Here is a 17,629-nt window from a genome sequence, read left to right on the forward strand (position 1 = left end):
GAAACGTTATATTTCGCGAATAAAATCTTCAAAAGCTCTTTTCACCGGATCGAAATCACGGTATGATAATTCACAGAGGAGAGTTCAGAAAACAAATATGGAAAATGTTAAAATGTTGATTTTGGATATCGACGGCACCTTGATCGCCCGCGGCACGGAAACCATCCGTCCGGCAGTGGTCGAGGCGCTGCATCAGGCGCAGGCGCAGGGAATCAAACTGCTGATCGCCACCGGCCGGGCTTACTACTTCATCCAGCAGGATGTTCACGACACGCTCAAGCCGGATTATTATGTAACCATCAACGGTCAATGCCTGATTGAAACCGGCAAAGGCATCATCGAAAAGCATGAGATCCAGGAGTCCACCATGCTGAAACTGAACAAGCTGTGCGATGAGCTGGAACTGGGCGTCGGCTATAAGTTCGATGAATCCGTCGTCTGTCAATCGCACTTTCACAAGTTTCACTGGGGGTATCTGAAAGGCAAGGACGTCGGCAGTCTTTTAATCGACGACACGGCCGAACAAGATTATCAGAAGACGCATGGTTTGCCAATGGGATTGTTTATCATCGGGGATGAGGAAAAAGTTGAATCGATCGCCGATCAGTTCCCGGAGCTGACCTTTACCTGGAGCTATCCGCAGGGCTATGACATTTACAGCACCGGCAACGATAAGACAACAACAATTGAATCAGTATTAAAACGCCTGGGTATTTCCTGGGCGGAAACAATGGCTTTCGGCGATGGTGAGAATGACATTCCAATGCTGCAGAAAGCCGGCGTCGGTGTCGCTGTGGCTAATGCCAAAGAGAATGTCAAGGCGGCAGCGGATTATATTGCGCCATCCGTGGATGAAGACGGTGTAGCGGAAGCCTTAAAGCATTTCGGTATCCTTAAAGCATGATCAAACAATAAAAAGAAGGCCGGCAAATAAAGCAGAATGCTGCGATTGTTTTGTCGGTCTTTTTCATTTCGTTTAGTCCTTCCGCTAATAAGAGAAAGGATTATTAATATTATCCTGCCTTTTTCTAAATCGAAAGAGTGAAAATTGCTCGATGGCCAAGAATATCTTTGCACACCAAGCCAAGTTTCCATGTTAGTTAGAAGATATAACAGGAATCATATTGCTCCTATTTCTGATTTAGAAGGGAACTAGTACCCCTTTCTTTTTTGCCTTGGCAATTTTAAAGAAAACTTCTACTTCCTTCTCGCCTTAAAAGAAAAATGTTTGTAGATAAAAGCCATAGTAACTCTCCTTTCTCTGCTTATGCTTTGTTGCAGGTTAAGACCGCAATGCACTTGCTCTGCAGCACTTTCGCACCATAAGTATGCAGACCCTTAACGGCATCCGAAAAGCGCTTTTCTGGGCGGTAGGCTTCCGTGTTCAGGATCTGTGCCGCATAAGAGTCGGCTTCTGTAGTACCCGCAATAACCTTGTACTTCGCTCCTTCAGTGTTCGGAACGTTATTCGATACATAAACCGTGAATCCAGCAGACTTACCAACCTCGCCACCTTCCAGGATCGCCTGATTATAATCCGTGCCATTGCCGACAAAGCGGTCATCCTTCAGCAGCAGACCATGGTAAAAGGCTGGAATAACAACCCAGCGTCCCATCTTGACAACGTTGGCTTCCGTCAGCTTTGTGTTCAGATCGACCAGGTAATCGTAGGCATCAGCCTTGGTTGGAACGATTGGCACATCGTTGGTTCCGATCGCGTTATCGGCATGCACATTGATTGCCAGCAAGTTTGCCGCAAAGGCGTCAACAACATCGTTCATCGAAAATACTTCGCCTGGTCAATCTTCAACTCCGGCTGTTCGCCGGTGATGTCTTCCGGTGCATCGATATCCGTGCCCTTGGTGTAGTCTTTAATCGACACATTACCAACCTGGTTAATCTTGACTGTATCACCAAAGTTTTTGATTTCACTTCGTAATCCCGGTTGAGCAGATTTAAATAAACATGGCTTTTGTCCAAGTGGTTCAGCAAACGGGCACTCAAAATGGTAGGGATAAAATTCTAAATAGACATAATTGTTCACTCCTCCTATTTTTTCATGGACGCAACAACGGCGTCCCCCCATCTGCAAACAGCTGAATGTTGAGTGGTAGTCGTTTCAATAAATTCATGGTTTATCGTCCTTCCCGGCCCGCCGAGTCTGTGCCAAGGCAGTCCTATTTATTGCATTACCCCGCCCAGTTCATGCCCGAGCAGTGTGTAGCCATAATAAAAAAACCACTAAGGTGCTTAATTAGTTATCATATCTTCTTATCAGGTCTTTTATATTTATGCGCTTCGCTTCTTCCTTCGTAAGAAAAACCGGAGGTATATCAGGATTGTAGTTATCGCTTTTTTTATAAACATCTAAGCAGTAGGCCTTAATGTCTTCATTTCTTTGATCATCCTCATCTGTCAACAAAACATATACGGGTCTTCGCGTGGGAATTTCAGCAACCAATCCAAGATAAGGTGGATTTAGATCATATCTCATTGCGTATTGCCCTCCTTCGCCGTAGATCGAGCGACTATGCTGGCAACCTCTCTCGCCTCAGCGTTATGTGTCTAACAAATACTCCTCGCCTAAAATATCCCAAATGGGGATTTTATACTTAATCGCAACCTCAATCAGCTCAACATACAGGTCATAATCTAAAAAATTGGGATCGAACTGGAAATTACCATCCGGTAAAAAGCCGAAGAGTTCAAAATGCTTATCCGATATTTTATCAAGATATTTTGTCCTTTTTCCGTTCCATTCACCCATTAAGTGTTCAACCCTTTCAGTATTTTATAGGCGTCTTGCGTAAATCTTGGAAAGATATCATTTAACATGCCAATTACTTCCTGATCATTCATAAATCCTATGCTTCCAAAGTCAGCCCATGCTTCCGAACTTAATCTATTTTTGCTTGAGTCCCAATATTCTATCGGATAGCCATACCCTAGTTTCACTTTACCTTGTGTTACTCCAGATATTATATCCGAAATGCCACCATACTTCGCTATTATTTTTCCATTCGCTTCAAACGCATAAGGATGTCTAACAACTAAAAATTCTTTAATACTGATTTTATATTTGCTAGCTTGTAGCTTTAACTCTTTATAATCCTCCATTAGTAACGATCTGAAATTAAATGTTTGGGTAACGCCTCTATCATTATCGATTAAATGAAACAATTCATGCGCTAGAGTTGCAGGTTTTACATTATCGCTTAATTCAATTACATTTAATACGCGGATTCTCCGGCTTCTATTTAATCCTAATCGATAATCAGTCTTTGTACAATACTCTTTAAGGATTTTTCTTACTTCGGGATTTGCTTTTTTTAATTGTTCTGTGAACGGAATGCGTATTGAATCTGGTAAGCTTTCGTACGGAATAACTTCTTTATTAAAACAAAAAGTCGCTTGAAAAGTTTGTCATGTCCTCAAGATAAGCAATTATTATGTCGAAAACAACGGCGCGATTTTTCCATTACCGCTTTATAGTGCATTTCTGCTTAGAAATTTATGCGTATTTTACCCACATCTTACATTTTACGAACTGGTCATTTTGGTGATTCTCAGGATCCGGATGGCTCTCATCAATGTAAGAATTTTACGCGTTGAAGAGTTATCAATCCTTTATCCTATCGAAAACACTTGACAAGAAATTGAAATGATATCAAAATGATATCATCAAGAGGAGGAATACCAAGATGGAAGAAAAAATTTTAAAAGCAAAGAAAGGTCTGATGCCCCTGATCCTGCTGCTTGCAGCCTATGTGCTGGCGATCGTTGCCTTGATCGGCGGCATTTCAATTGTGGATAACCATGCTTTCGGCAATGTTTTGATTGCCATCGGATTAGTGTGGATAATCCTGGGCTGGATTCCATTTATGGGCGTCAAAGTTCTAAAGCCTCAGGAAGCGCTGGTGCTGACATTGTTTGGCAAATATATCGGCACACTGAAAGAGGAAGGCATTTATTATGTCAATCCGTTTGTATCCGCGGTTAATCCTGCCAGCCGGACAACATTACGGCAAAGCGGCGACGTCAATTCCTCAGAACGGGCGATCGTTACTTCCAACGGCGCTCAGAATCAAGTGACGCCGACCAAGAAGATCTCGCTGAAAGTCATGACGCTGAACAACAACAAGCAGAAGATCAACGACTGCCTGGGCAATCCGATCGAAATCGGCATTGCCGTTATCTGGCGTGTTCATGACACGGCTAAGGCAGCCTTCGCCGTCGATAACTACAAGGAATTCCTGTCGCTGCAGTGCGACGCGGCGCTGCGGGATATCGTCCGGGTCTATCCGTATGATGTTGCGCAGAATGTCGATACGACCGGCGATGGCGAACCGGATGAAGGTTCATTGCGCGGTTCCAGTGAAATCGTGGCGGCACGGATTCGCGATGAAATTCAATCCCGCGTACAGGAAGCCGGACTAGATATTATCGAAGCCCGGATCACCTACCTGGCCTATGCTCCGGAAATTGCCGCCGTTATGCTTCAGCGGCAGCAGGCATCCGCGATTATTGATGCCCGCAAGATGATCGTCGACGGTGCTGTGGGTATGGTCGAAATGGCACTGAACAAACTGAACGAAGGGGGCATGGTTGAGCTGGATGAAGAACGAAAGGCCGCCATGGTATCCAATCTGCTCGTCGTCTTATGCGGAAATAAAGATGCTCAGCCCATTGTGAATTCAGGAAGCTTATATTAGTGGCCGATCAGGAAAAGAAACAAGTGCCGCTGCGTATTTCCAGCAAGCTTTACGCTGAGATTGCATCCTGGGCAGAAGATGATTTCCGATCCTTGAACGGACAGATTGAATACCTGTTGACCGAATGTGTCAAACAGCGTAAGAAAAACGGCTCCCCCCGGCCGGAAAAATTAGATGAAGGGATTAAACTGGATCTATGAGAAAAAAGCCGCATGCATAATGCTCGGTGGTCGTAAAACAGTAATATGTGAATTTCTTGGAACAGGCATGATTTCGGTCATGCCTGTTCCGCTTTTATCAGTTCATCCACGAGAATATAGCCAACAAGGTCATATTCGATATGGACCCTCTGTTTGCGTTTACCGCTGGACTTGTCCGGTGCCTCCACATAAACCGCCTTTACAAGCTCTCTGAGAGCATATGGCGTAAGTTCTGTGAGGTCGGTGTATCTGCGTGCCCGCTGAATAAACTGTTCAAGGTCTTCTATCTGTCGTTCCTGTACTTCAATCTCTTTTTGCAGATTTACGATTTCAACTTTGAGCTGCGCCTGCTCATCCTCGTAGGTCTTGCTCATCATGGCAAAGCGATCATCGTTCAGCTTGCCCTTGGCGTTGTCCTCGTAGATTTTGATAAACAGGCAGTCAAGTTCCCCTATACGCTTTTCTGCCTGTGCCAGACGCTTTTTATATACCCTTATAGTTTCCTCGCTTTGCAGACGGAGTTTTTGCTCCATTTCCACCCTGAAATGTGCTTCATATCGGGTCACATACGAGATAACCTCTTTCATGTGATTCCAGACCAAATCCTCCAAAACTACGGCACGAATGTAGTGTCCACTGCACTTGTCCTTGTTGACACGGTGAGTGGAACAGATAAAAAAGTCCTGTCGCTTTTCAAAGTATTTGGTGGTGGAATAGTAGAGCTTCTGCTTGCAATCAGCACAGAACACCAATCCCGAAAACGGACTGCTCTTGCCTGTTGCCGTTCGCCTGTGTCGCTGCTGACGAATCTCCTGCACCTTGTCAAAGACTTCCTGCTCGATAATGGCAGGATGGGTGTTGTAGAAAATCACTCGATTTTCTTCGGGATTTTCCCGCTGCTTTTTGTCCCAAATGGAATTGGTGTAGGTCTTGAAATTGACCGTTGCGCCAATGTACTCTTTTCGTTCAAGAATATTGACAATGGTGCTTTCGTGCCAGCGGTAAGGGTTCTCCGGCTCGGTGTGCGGTGTTTTCACGCCTTGCTTGTTTTTGTATGCGGTAGGTGTGAGTATCTTGTCCTTTTCAAGCTGGTCTGCAATTTGGCTCGGTCCACGCCCATTCATGCAGAGCGTGAAAATCTTCTTGACCACCTGTGCAGCTTCCTCGTCAATAATCCATTCCTTTGGATTTTCGGGATTTTTCATGTAGCCATACGGCACATGGACAGTCAATCTTTCACCACGCTCACCCTTTGCTTTTTGCACCGCACGAATTTTTCGGCTTGTATCTTTGGCGAAAAATTCGTTGAACCAGTTTTTAATACCGGCAATGTCACTGTCGGTGCTGTTGGGGTTGATGCTGTCAAAGTGGTCGTTGATGGCGATGTAGCGGACATCGTTCTGAGGGAAAGTATAGTTGATATACAGTCCCGTCAAAGCGGAGTTTCGCCCAAGCCTTGATAGGTCTTTCGTAATGACTGCACCCACATGACCGGCTTCAATTTCATCAAGCATTTTCTGAAATCCCGGACGATCATAGGTCACACCGCTGTAGCCGTCATCGATGAAAAATGTCGGGTGGGGGAAGCGGTGCTCTCGTGCGTATTGAAGCAACATGGCCTTTTGATTTTGGATGGAATTTGACAAATCCTCTTTGCCGTTTTTCTTCTCATCCTTGGTGTCCTCTACGGACAATCTGCAATAAAGTGCTGTGATTTTGTCGGTTGCCCTTAACATTTTGTTATCCTCCTTTGGTTGGGCAACTGTCTGTACAGGATTGGAATGGTTGTTTATATCAAGAGAGGTGTCGCTATTCATTCGCCATCCTCCGTGATATCAGATTCATCATCGGCAGCGTTCTGCTCCATAATGCGTCCCAGCTTTTTATCAAGAGTTTCCGTGCCCTCATAGCTGCCTGTAACGGTATATTCTGCGCCGCCGATTTAATCCACGATTGTCAATTCGGGCAGCCAAAAGGCAGACAGATTTCTTACAACAATGTTACCGTTCTCATCAAACTTGATGTCTCGCTTTGGTGCATCATCGGGGCGAGACTCGACCTTGGCATACGGGTCGGGATTGGAGAAGTAGTATTCGGAAACTTCCTCGTCATACTCTCCACTCGTAATCTGTTCCTCAAGAATCATATCGTCTATTTCTTCAGGAGTAAGTTCACGAGTTTCTTCCTCTTTTCGTTTCTCATCCATCCGGTCGAACCTCCCTTGTTTCAACTTCCGATAAAATCAAAATCTCCCTTTTTTCTAAGACACTGTTCACATTCATAGAGATGTTCAAACTCGTGAACATATACTGGACTGCTTAAGTAAAACGACTTTGCCAAAACCGAACAATACGGCAAATCGGGAGATTTTTGTTTTCCGCTTGTTGGAAAAACATAATTGAATCCCATTTCAGATGCTTTTTGTGATGCACAAGAAAAATAGCGTATACCAATCAGTTGGTTATACTCATCTTCTATGCCTGGTTGAGAACCAATTTCACATCTAACCCATTGCATTAATAGTTGAGGGATAATATATTCTGCTGCAAAAGGATCTTTCTTACTAACTCTTATATATGAGCAAGCTGCAATTAAGGGGTACCAAAGCAAGTATGCTGCACGAACACTTGAATTTTCTAACAATGAATTATTGATTCTTCTCTCATGTCTTTCGTTGTAACGTTCGATGTTTAAAAAATCTTGTGGTTTAACGCCCAACTCAATAACTTGAATGTTTGTATTAGAATATTCTACTGTCCGTTCAAGTTTGAAGATAGATGCCAGAGCAAAATCTTGATGAGGGTTAAGGTGTATTTCTTCACAGCATAAGTCGAGAGAAGTTCCTAAATACAGACTTGGATATCCAGCAATACTATACCTGCATGTAGAAACTTTAGAGCGAAGATTATACGGCGTATGAAACACACGTTCTCTTCCATAAGGTCTATTGTCACTGACAGAAGTAACACGAAACAGTTTTAAGCTATCATCGTTGTTTCGATAATTCCCCCTATCCTCAAATTGTTCAGTAACACTTTTTTGATATATTCTTAGGGGCCTGTCCATAAATATGTTCATGGATCTTTCAAAAGAACTGTATGCTTTGGACGGAAATCCGTTTAAGTAATGACTAACAGCTTTAGATAAAAGACCACAAGCTCTTTTCACTACTTTGGTATCAACACGGATATCATGTCCATCATCGGGCAAGAGGTCTAATTTCTTAATGTAGTAATCAAACAAGCCATTTAAGGTATGCAGAAAATCATAACCATCCCAGCGAATTGGTAAAAACAATTTTTTATCTTCAAAAAGATTTTTAAATTCAGAATTTGATATGTCCAGGATCATAAAATCGCTCCTTATTTATTTGGCAAAAATATAAACTCATAGTTGAAAAATAGCACTTGCCATCTTGGAAAACTCTCAAATAGAGAACCGCAGCAGGTGTAGCTGCACACTGCGATGTTTTACAAAATATAGCGTTGCCGATTTAGTGGAAAATGAAAATCTTCAATTTGCTTACAAAAGGTCAAAACAAACTTTGCAAGCAGTGCACGTGTGTACACACATCGTTCGTTTTGCAAATTTCAGCGAAGCTGATTTTTGCAAAAGCTTGTTGGGAAGCATCCCAAACCCTTTGACGATTTTTTCAAAATCGGCTACGCTCCTGCGGAGCTGACATCATTTCAGATGGGAAAGAGAAAGCAGAATTTTTTTAATACCTTCGTAAATTTCTTCCTGATTCTTTTTGATTTCTTCAATGTCCGCTTCGTAGATGTTACCCGTTGTGTTAAGTTGTTTGGCAATCTGGTTTTCGCTGTTGGATATTCGTTTCATTTTGGAAGTCAACTGACGGAGTTCGGGCATATCCAAATTTACAACATACCCGTCGATTGCCATTTTGCGGAGATAGGCACTCATGTTCTCTGTTCCCATCTGTGCCATTTTCTGTTTTATCAGGTCAAGCTCTTTTTCGTCTACAAAAAACTTGACCTGTATTGGGCGTTGACGGATTGGTGGTTTTCGCTTATCTGCCATCGGTCGGCACCTCAATATCTTCTTCTACAAGTTCAGCCATCGCCTCAATAACACAATCGGGTGACGGTAGCATAAACTGTGTCCGTTGAGTGATAACTGCCTCAAAGTGTGGATTCAAAAAATCTCTCACAACACATTCTTGTTCATTTGCTTTTTCAAGGTTTTCAAACAAGAGCTTAAACTCTTTTTGCTTAATCTCATTGAGACGAGAAATTAAACAATCGATTTCTGCTTCATCCAGTAAGTACTCGCCAATCAAACAGGATACATAGGCGTTAAACAGTCTACCAAGTGTTTCTACATCATCTTCGTATAAAATGTCCCCAGTAGTCTTTACTACTTTTGCCCCAACTGCGCCACCGACAAAACCACCAGCAATGCCAACCACTGTGCCGACACCAGGAGCAACAGCAGTGCCTGCAGCGCCTGCAACTTTTGCCGCAACAACACCGGCAGCAATGGCACCTCCGGCACCAGCAGCAATAGATCCGGCAAGTACGCTCATGTTCTTTGCATATTGAGCACCGGATATTTTTCGAGCGGCAACATTATATGTTTCGGGAATTGAAAACACCGCAAAAGAAAGAACAGAGGTCAATACATTGCTTCTCAATATTTTCGCAATATGTTTTGAGGCAGCAGCTCCGTATATTGCGCTTTTTCCTGAAAGTGCACGAATACCATTTACAATCGTAGCGGATGCTTGATACCCTAATTTGCCGACAATATACTGGCTCGGTGCTAACAAAGAATTGGCTAATCCTGTTCTCGCTATCTGGGAAACAAGCATGTGTTGGACAAAAGATATTCCGAACACTTGCAATCCGGCAGAAGCACCCGCTTGAATTGCTTGCTTAATATCGCCGGTCTTTCTCCAAGTCAAAAAGACGGTGACAACAAAAGTAATCCCCAATGCACAGGAACAAGTTACTGCTCCTGTAAAAGCATCATACGATAGTGATTCTATTGTGCCGGGTTTTGTTAGATTGACCGCCTGCTGGTAAGTCAGTCTACCTTTGCGAACAATATTCGCCGCTTCGTTTGGGTCTGTGACCCCAGGGACTTTTCCTTTTTCGATTTTTCTGCGGAAGCCATCAAGAACCTTTTGATATTGGTCTTTCGGTACTTCGAGCTGCATCGGTTTTCCGTCTTTTATATACCGATACTGCCCAGTTTCAGGACTAAAGCAAGCCTCCAAAGAGCCTCTGGCTGAATTATAGTATTTTGTCTGTATGAAAATATCGCCAACCTGTCGATCTGCGCCATCCTTAGCATTGTCACGACCTATTACTTTTGCATCGAAGCCATGTAGCCTATCCAACATATTGATGGCTTCTTCTGCCATCTCACCATGTCCTGCGGGCGTATTGATACTGGCTTTATGTTCTGCGAAAATAGCAATCTGCGAAGATTCAACTGCCGCACCAGCCGCAATACTGGTTTTGATGACCTGTTCATCAAGATTGACTGGCAGTTCATCTATATCAATGGACATTCTGTTTTCAGCTGTAATTTGTGCGGAAAAAGTTCTGCATAGCTCAACGAATCGATGGGAACACTGCGGCTCTACTAATAAAGCCTTATTCTCAATTTCAGATTTGCCGGCAAACCAGCTTGCGTCAAAATCGCTCCAGCTATAAAACAGCAAAACAGCTTTTCCACTATGATATTGAGATTTATGCTGTAAATACGCCTGCCGTTCTTCTTCGCTCTCAAAACTGTCAAGCTCAAAATTGCTGGTACCAATTTTCCCATCAAGCATACTGACATTTGTCCTGATGAAAAGCCCTTTGTCGGTAGCAACAATTCCACTCGGTCTGAGGTCAAATTCCGCATCTGCCCATAAAATGTTTTGCTCACGAGGAATAGGAAATACGTTCTTTATCTGCTTGGTTTTGTTATCTGTAAGTTTTAAGGGTGAATCACCAAGAGCACGAATAAAGACCTCTGCTTCAGTTCCCTCCAGTGGAAGAATTGCCGTATCGAACTTATCCCTCCGATCCTTTTCGGAAGCCGCTTTCTTTTCTTCTATCGCCGCATTGACCTTATCAACGGTGGAAGTAGCCATATCACGAGTGTTCTCTACAATATCGGAAGCCATATCAATTACTGCTGTTGTAGCATTTTGAGATATGGATTTTACTTTTTCAAAAAATTCGTTTTTGGTTTTATCCTGCTTCATACTATAATTCTCGCATCTCAGTCAGTATAGCTTCTGCTTTGTGTGTACACACATTATTATATAGGATAAGGTTCTCTTTTTCAACGCTTATTCCCGAATTTATCGCACTAAAGCACAACTTATTTATGAACACATCCATGTCAAAACAAGAGCTGCCCCGCTGAATGGCAGGGCAGCTCTTGTTCGTCATCAAAAATCAATCAAGGTTTTGGTATTCCGTAACTGTCTTGAGGTAGACAGCAGGATCGCCGTTAAGGATTAAATCAGCATATGCAGCAGGGTCATTATAGATCAGATAGTCGAGTTCCGACTGTTGATACATATTATTCACTACCTCACTTTCCACAGCGATAGTGTCGATAGAAACCATGCTGCCGTCTGAAAAGCAAAGCTCTACACAAGCAGTATCAAGGTTAAATTCACAAGATAACAGGTGTTTCATGGTAAATACCTCCGTAATTCTAATATTTTGTTGCAAAATAGAACGATGCCGGTCATGCGACTCGACATCGTTCTTTTCGTTGTTGTTTCCAACCCTGTCAGACAGATGCCGTAAAATAGTAATTTTTTAGAATTACTGTCTTACGAGCACCCATCTAACCACGCTGCTTTTTTCTATCCTTCTTATAATCGAATAATGGATTTTATGAATCAGAGATCCTCGCCTAAAATTGTTTTAACAGCGACGCGGCCCTGGGTCATCGTCCGACCAACCGCAACTCCGACAAAGTATTCCGGATAGTTGCCCGCAAAGAAGCTGCCGGAACAATCGCCGATTGAATAAAGACCCTCAATCACTTGATGATGCGTATCATAGACCTGACATTTCGGATTAATCCGCAGACCGTCGCAGGTTGTCAGCAGGCTGCCGCCTAAGAAACAGCCATAATACGGCGCTGTATTGACCGGCCGCATCCGATAAGCTTCTTTTCCGAAATCCTCATCGACGCCTTTGGCGCACAGCTCATTGTAGCGCTCTACGGTTGCCGTCAGATTTTCAGCAGGAATACCCAGTTTTTCTGCCAATTCTTCAATCGTATCGGCTTTAAAGATCAAGCCCTGTTCAACATAGCTTTCCAGCATCGGGATGATGCCGTTGCCCTGTGCGATATTGACCGAGATCTGTGCACAGCCATATTGATCATAAGCCAGAATCGCCTCTGTGACGTTCGCATCCATGATCGCCGCATAAACACCATCCGTCTGCAGGGAAGCCGCATGGTTCAGGAAATCATACGGACAGGATTCGTTGGCAAAACGGAAGCCCTCTTTATTCACTTTCAGATGCGGCTGGGTACCTGGATTAAACTGATAAACCGTACCTGGGAAAGCAAGATTTCCCTGACCATCATCGACATAGCCCGCTTTAACGCCCGGAGCGACCAGACCGCGGTCAAAAATCATCGGCGCATCTGTCGTATCCATCTTAGCACCGGCCCAAATGCCGGCACGAATTCCCATTCCGGTATCCGGACCATAGTAGCTGTTCGCTGTAACGCACTCATTAACAATCGGCGCCAACGCTTTGATCATCTTCGGATTGCCCGGATAACCGCCGGTTGCCAAAATTACATTCTTCGCATTGATTTTTACATAAGCTCCGCTGGCATCCGTGAAGATCGCGCCGGATACTTTTCCGTCAGCATCCTGTACCAGCCGAACCAAGGTCATGGAATAATTGACTTCATAGCCTAAATCCTGAATATGCTTTTCCAGAAAGCCATTGCGTTCGCAGCCCATCGAAGCTGCAAATTCACTGCCCTCCGGAGCGTTGACTGTATGCCAGATCGAAGGAACGTAATATTCCATATTGTTGCCGCCGACATGGTTGTCATGTGCAATATTAACCGACGCTGTCAAACCCAGACTTTCCAGGTAGCTGATCATTTCAGCGCTGTTGTTCATCCACATTTTAATGACTTCCATGTCGCATTTGTAGGAAGCATAACGGGCAATCTCATTCAGAAGGCGATCCTTCTGGACGGTGACGCCGGCTTTTTTCATAGCTTCAGTATCCAGCGCCCCGATCCAGTGACGTGTATCCCCCAGCGTTTCATTTTGTTCGCAAATCATGAAATTCATTTTGGCATCCGCAGCGGTTGCAGCAGCCATCATCCCGCCATTGCCGGCGCCGATAATCAACAGATCGGTATCGTGGGTCGAAGCAATCTGCGAATCCGCAATCTGTGGAGCTTCGCCTAACCAGTCCTCAGAGTCTGCACCACTGCTTTCAATTAAAGCCTCAGCCAATCCCTGAGCCTGGGCAATACAGTTGTTGACTGCTTTCTTCAACGCTGGAATGGTAATGTCGGCTGTCGCTGCGGTTTCCACATCGGCTGACTGCTTCTCAACAATCAGCTTGGCTAATTCGTCTGCGGCCGCCTTGCCGATTGATTCAGTTTCTCCTGAAGCTGCGATCGCACAATCGGTAATCTTATCCGCACTGAATGTCAGCTCTACTGTCATATAGCTGGAATAGCCTTTGACGACTGCGGAATAGGTTCCTGGCGTATAGATTCCTTTGGCCGCTGAGGGTGCATCGTTGGCACAGCCGGTCAGACTAACGGCCGCTAAGCCTAAGGCACCGGCTGCTGCACCTTTCAGGAAATCCCGGCGGGTAATGCTTTTTGAACTCATCTTTCTTTCCTCCCTTGTTTCAATATGCTCATTATTTCACATAAGCTCTTGCAAAAGAAGTCTGAATTTCTTATCATTGTTATAAGGCATTCCTTATAACAATAAGAATGGAGGAACTCCATGCTGAACCCTCAATTAAATACGTTTATTCAGGTTGCGGAAAACGGCAGTTTTTCCAAAGCCGCGGAGAAGCTGTATATTACGCCCAGCGCTGTAATTCAGCAAATCAACAATCTGGAAAAAGAGCTGCAGGTCAGCTTATTCATTCGTACACGCCATGGAACTCAGCTGACCCCGGCGGGTGAATATCTGTTTCAGCAGGCCGGCTCCCTGCTTCAGACCTGCCGTGAAATTGAAGAAAATTTGATAACGCTTCATCGCCGCGGGCAGCGGAAAATCACGGTCGGTACCAGCTTATTGATGAAATGCCGGGTCTTTTATCCGTTGTGGGCACGTTTTCAAAAAGCGGTTAACGATCAGATTGACGTTGAGATTCTTGATCTTTCGCTTAATAAAGAGGCGTATAAGGCTGATCTCTTGGAAGGGATTTATGATGGTGAAGCCTGGCAGCTGGACCGCCAGTTTCTTCCTTTATTTCAGGTTCCCATTGCCTGTGCCGTTGCGCGGAATCACCCATTGGCCAATAAATCCTGTTTGACCTTTGAGGACATGCGGCCTTACACGCTGGTAACGATCCGTTCAAAAATGTCAGAGGAGCTGGATCGCCTGCAGCAGGAAGCCAAGACCCAGGGAATTCGGGTCGTTGAGGTAAAACGGTATGATTTATCCGTCTTCAGCCGGTGTATCGTTCATCAGGACTTACTTCAGACACCGCTGTGCTGGAAAGACATCCATCCTGACTTAATCACCCTTCCCTGCGCCTGGAATTACTCGTTGGCTTATGGCTTTCATTATGAACAAGAACCCAACAGCGCTGTTCGGGAATTCATGGACTTTGTTCGCCGAATTAAGGAAACGGAAACGCTTCATCTTTGATTAAGCCAAAAATCGGTATTCCAATAATCATTCGTTCTATTCGCTATAATGTCATTTTTTACGAGTAATCAAAATTGCTTTTTCCTGCATGCTTGGCATATTTCCTATTTTTTCCGATATTTTAGTTTTAGCCAATCTTGATGATCTGAAATGTACTTAAATATAGAAAAACCGCGTGGCTTACGCGGCTTTCTTCTATTCATTATTCAATAGGACTAAATGGCTTAGCCTTTCAGCTTTTCACCAGACTTAAAGACTACACAGACCTTACGGACACAGGAAATATCAGCTAACGGATCGCCCTCAATCGCAATGATATCCGCTACTTTTCCGGCTTCAATCGTTCCGTAATCCTTCAGCACCCCGATGCAGTCAGCACCGTTGCGGGTGGAAGCTACGATGGCATCCATCGGCTTCATACCGTTAGCGACCATCAGTTCCAGCTCAAATGCGGAATTATTATGGAAGTTGTACGGCGTACCGGCATCCGTACCCATCGCAATCTTTACCCCTTTGGCATAAGCTTTTTTGAAGCTTTCGATATGCGCATCCACGACCATGTTTGCTTTGCGCAGCACATAATCCTTCATCCCTTTTTCAACACCGGCATCCAGAATGCAGCGCGGCGCGGCCAGCGTCGGAACCAGATACGTACCATGCTCAACCATCCAGTCAATGCATTCGTCATCCAGGAAAATGCCATGTTCAATGGAATCAATCCCGGCATGCAACGCGTTTTTAATTCCCTGGGTTCCCTGCGCATGCGTCGCTGTTTTGCGGTCGGCTTTATGCGCTTCATCAATTGCAGCTTTCATTTCTTCCATCGTCAGCTGAGCGCTGCCCGGTTCCACGCCTTTGGTCATAACCCCGCCGGTTGCCATGATCTTGATTAGATCGACACCCTGCTTCAGCAGTTCACGGGCATGCTTGCGGCATTCATCCACACCGTCTGATTCCAGACCGCTCTTCCAGCCATGACCGCCGGTCATCGTAATCACTCTGCCGGCACAGTACATGTGCGGTCCAACGATCTTCCCTTCTTCGATACATTTCTTAATTTCTAAATCATAATACTTTTCAGATCCCAGTGAACGGACAAACGTTACACCACTGTCAATATAATCACGGGCATTCTTCATTCCCCACCAGGCCTTTTCCATGGTTGTCAGCGACTCTTCTTCCTCATCGCTGATCCCCACGGCAGACAAACTGTGCACATGACAGTTAATCATACCCGGCATGACCGTTTTATCACTCAGGTCTACCCATTCCTCATCGTTTTTGCCATGGAAGTCTTCGATCTTGACGACGCGTCCATCTTCGATGCAGACTGCCTGGTTCTTTTTCGGCTCTGCTCCAGTACCATCAATGAATGTTCCTGCATGAATCCAAAATTTTTTCATTTTCTACTCCACCTCATTCTTTTTCTTAACTTTCATTATAACGCATTTTCTCTTTCAGACAACTTGAAAGTTTTTTCATTGATTTATAGTCTGAGTGCAATTAGAATGACATTGCCTTAACAATAGCATATTGTAAACCAATAAAACTGATTAACGCTTGAACGCATAACAGAAGACTTTTATTATTAAAATTGCACACAGATATTTAATTGCTGTGTATGAATTTAATAACAACATGTCATAAAAATCCATATAGACTAAAACAATCGTATAAGTTTTCGAATACCTGAACGCTAAACTATTGCTGAACTATTCTACATTTTAATTCACCTTGAGGTGAAAAAAGAGGCTGTTAGGCCTCTGTTTAAAAAATCGCTTTTTCCGTTGCCTGATCAAAGAGATGGATTTTGGAAAGGTCCATCGCCATGGAAAGATGGGAATGAGGATCTGCCTCCGTCCGGGCAGAAACTTTGGCCACAAGCGGACAGCCTTCCAAAGCCCCGTGCAGAATCAATTCATGGCCCAACAGCTCGCAGACATCCACCTCAAAATCAAAACTGGAGGATGGATAAGTTTCCGCGACAATTCCTTCACAATGCAGATCTTCCGGACGGATGCCGAACACCACGTCCCGTCCCTCTGCTTCCTGCAAAGCCTTTGCATACATCATCGGCAGCTGAACACGATAATTTCCCGTACAGAAAGCGCCTTTTTCAATCTTACCGGGAATGAAGTTCATCGCCGGAGAGCCGACAAAGCTCGCAACAAACATATTGACTGGATGATTGTAAATTTCCTTCGGCGTACCGATCTGCTGGATATAACCGTCCTTCATGACGACAATCCGGCTGGCCATCGTCATGGCTTCGGTCTGATCATGTGTGACGTAGATCGTCGTTGCCCCCAGCTTCTCATGCAGCTTGATGATCTCCGAACGCATCTGCACACGCAGCTTGGCATCCAGATTGGACAGCGGTTCATCCATCAGGAAAACCTTGGCATTGCGCACGATTGCCCGCCCCAGGGCAACCCGCTGCCGCTGGCCGCCGGAAAGTGCCTTGGGTTTGCGTTTGAGATATTCTTCAATTTCCAGAATCTTCGCCGCTTCCTTGACACGTTTGTCGATTTCTTCCTTCGGCATTTTCTTCAGCTTTAGTCCGAAGGCCATATTATCATAGACGCTCATGTGCGGATACAAGGCGTAGGATTGGAATACCATGGCGATATCGCGATCCTTCGGCATCACATCGTTCATCGTCTTGCCGTCGATCACCAATTCGCCGGAAGTGATTTCTTCCAAGCCGGCAATCATGCGCAGGGTTGTGGATTTACCGCAGCCTGAAGGGCCGACAAAGACGATAAACTCTTTATCTTCAACGTCCAAATTGAAATCAAACACTGCCTGAACCTTATTGTCATAGATCTTATTAATATTTCTTAAACTGACCGTGGCCATGT

The 17,629-nt window shown here is 44.5% G+C and carries 18 protein-coding genes; 4 read left to right on the forward strand and 14 right to left on the reverse strand.

The window, feature by feature from the left end; genetic code table 11:
• Positions 1-97 precede the first annotated feature (97 nt).
• Positions 98-904, forward strand: a complete 807-nt coding sequence (locus BN162_RS07595) for a Cof-type HAD-IIB family hydrolase (RefSeq protein WP_020224478.1) — start codon at positions 98-100, stop codon at positions 902-904.
• 361 nt (positions 905-1,265) lie between these two features.
• Here BN162_RS07595 and BN162_RS07600 read toward each other — a convergent pair whose 3' ends face one another.
• The 5 genes from BN162_RS07600 to BN162_RS07615 form a co-directional block, all read right to left on the reverse strand.
• Positions 1,266-1,781, reverse strand: a complete 516-nt coding sequence (locus BN162_RS07600; protein WP_208854741.1) for a hypothetical protein — start codon at positions 1,779-1,781, stop codon at positions 1,266-1,268.
• Entirely contained in the window at positions 1,778-2,044 is a 267-nt protein-coding gene (locus tag BN162_RS18880) for a hypothetical protein (protein WP_208854742.1), read from the reverse strand. The genes BN162_RS07600 and BN162_RS18880 overlap by 4 nt, the downstream gene beginning before the upstream one ends.
• 210 nt (positions 2,045-2,254) lie before the next feature.
• A complete protein-coding gene (locus BN162_RS07605; protein WP_020224479.1) occupies positions 2,255-2,494 on the reverse strand; it encodes a hypothetical protein in 240 nt (79 codons plus the stop codon).
• Between the two features lie 63 nt (positions 2,495-2,557).
• On the reverse strand, positions 2,558-2,767 hold the full coding sequence (locus BN162_RS07610; RefSeq protein ID WP_020224480.1) for a hypothetical protein: 210 nt from the start codon (positions 2,765-2,767) through the stop codon (positions 2,558-2,560).
• The gene (locus BN162_RS07615; RefSeq protein WP_020224481.1) at positions 2,767-3,117 is read right to left on the reverse strand and encodes a hypothetical protein; all 351 of its coding nucleotides are present in this window, start codon (positions 3,115-3,117) and stop codon (positions 2,767-2,769) included. Before BN162_RS07615 ends, BN162_RS07610 begins: the two co-directional genes overlap by 1 nt.
• A 584-nt stretch (positions 3,118-3,701) precedes the next feature.
• Here BN162_RS07615 and BN162_RS07620 point away from each other — a divergent pair.
• Both BN162_RS07620 and BN162_RS07625 read left to right on the forward strand, forming a co-directional pair.
• The gene (locus tag BN162_RS07620; RefSeq protein WP_020224482.1) at positions 3,702-4,712 is read left to right on the forward strand and encodes an SPFH domain-containing protein; all 1,011 of its coding nucleotides are present in this window, start codon (positions 3,702-3,704) and stop codon (positions 4,710-4,712) included.
• On the forward strand, positions 4,712-4,912 hold the full coding sequence (locus BN162_RS07625; protein WP_020224483.1) for a type II toxin-antitoxin system antitoxin: 201 nt from the start codon (positions 4,712-4,714) through the stop codon (positions 4,910-4,912). The genes BN162_RS07620 and BN162_RS07625 overlap by 1 nt, the downstream gene beginning before the upstream one ends.
• Positions 4,913-4,989: 77 nt before the next feature.
• Here BN162_RS07625 and BN162_RS07630 read toward each other — a convergent pair whose 3' ends face one another.
• The 7 genes from BN162_RS07630 to BN162_RS07660 all read right to left on the reverse strand — a co-directional run bounded on the left by BN162_RS07630 (position 4,990) and on the right by BN162_RS07660 (position 13,772).
• Positions 4,990-6,729, reverse strand: a complete 1,740-nt coding sequence (locus BN162_RS07630; protein ID WP_020224484.1) for a recombinase family protein — start codon at positions 6,727-6,729, stop codon at positions 4,990-4,992.
• Between the two features lie 125 nt (positions 6,730-6,854).
• Positions 6,855-7,118 (reverse strand): hypothetical protein, encoded by a 264-nt coding sequence (locus BN162_RS07635; RefSeq protein WP_020224485.1) that lies wholly within the window; start codon positions 7,116-7,118, stop codon positions 6,855-6,857.
• A gap of 20 nt (positions 7,119-7,138) precedes the next feature.
• Entirely contained in the window at positions 7,139-8,263 is a 1,125-nt protein-coding gene (locus BN162_RS07640; RefSeq protein WP_020224486.1) for a hypothetical protein, read from the reverse strand.
• Positions 8,264-8,596: 333 nt separating this feature from the next.
• Entirely contained in the window at positions 8,597-8,953 is a 357-nt protein-coding gene (locus BN162_RS07645; RefSeq protein ID WP_020224487.1) for a plasmid mobilization protein, read from the reverse strand.
• Entirely contained in the window at positions 8,943-11,135 is a 2,193-nt protein-coding gene (locus BN162_RS17835) for a hypothetical protein (protein WP_020224488.1), read from the reverse strand. Before BN162_RS17835 ends, BN162_RS07645 begins: the two co-directional genes overlap by 11 nt.
• Before the next feature lie 196 nt (positions 11,136-11,331).
• Positions 11,332-11,577, reverse strand: a complete 246-nt coding sequence (locus BN162_RS07655) for a DUF6061 family protein (protein WP_020224489.1) — start codon at positions 11,575-11,577, stop codon at positions 11,332-11,334.
• Positions 11,578-11,786: 209 nt separating this feature from the next.
• Entirely contained in the window at positions 11,787-13,772 is a 1,986-nt protein-coding gene (locus BN162_RS07660) for an FAD-binding protein (protein WP_020224490.1), read from the reverse strand.
• 120 nt (positions 13,773-13,892) lie between these two features.
• Between BN162_RS07660 and BN162_RS07665 the strand changes: the two genes are divergently transcribed.
• Complete coding sequence (locus tag BN162_RS07665) at positions 13,893-14,768, forward strand: LysR family transcriptional regulator (RefSeq protein ID WP_020224491.1); 876 nt, start codon at positions 13,893-13,895, stop codon at positions 14,766-14,768.
• A gap of 224 nt (positions 14,769-14,992) precedes the next feature.
• Here the strand turns inward: BN162_RS07665 and BN162_RS07670 are convergent, their stop codons facing one another.
• Positions 14,993-16,171: a metal-dependent hydrolase family protein gene (locus BN162_RS07670; RefSeq protein WP_020224492.1), complete on the reverse strand. Its 1,179-nt coding sequence runs from the start codon at positions 16,169-16,171 to the stop codon at positions 14,993-14,995.
• A gap of 364 nt (positions 16,172-16,535) precedes the next feature.
• Positions 16,536-17,627, reverse strand: coding sequence for an ABC transporter ATP-binding protein (locus BN162_RS07675; RefSeq protein WP_020224493.1), 1,092 nt, complete (start codon positions 17,625-17,627; stop codon positions 16,536-16,538).
• Positions 17,628-17,629: the final 2 nt, after the last annotated feature.

The sequence above is a fragment of the Holdemania massiliensis AP2 genome (assembly GCF_000327285.1).
GTDB lineage: Bacteria > Bacillota_I > Bacilli_A > Erysipelotrichales > Erysipelotrichaceae > Holdemania > Holdemania massiliensis.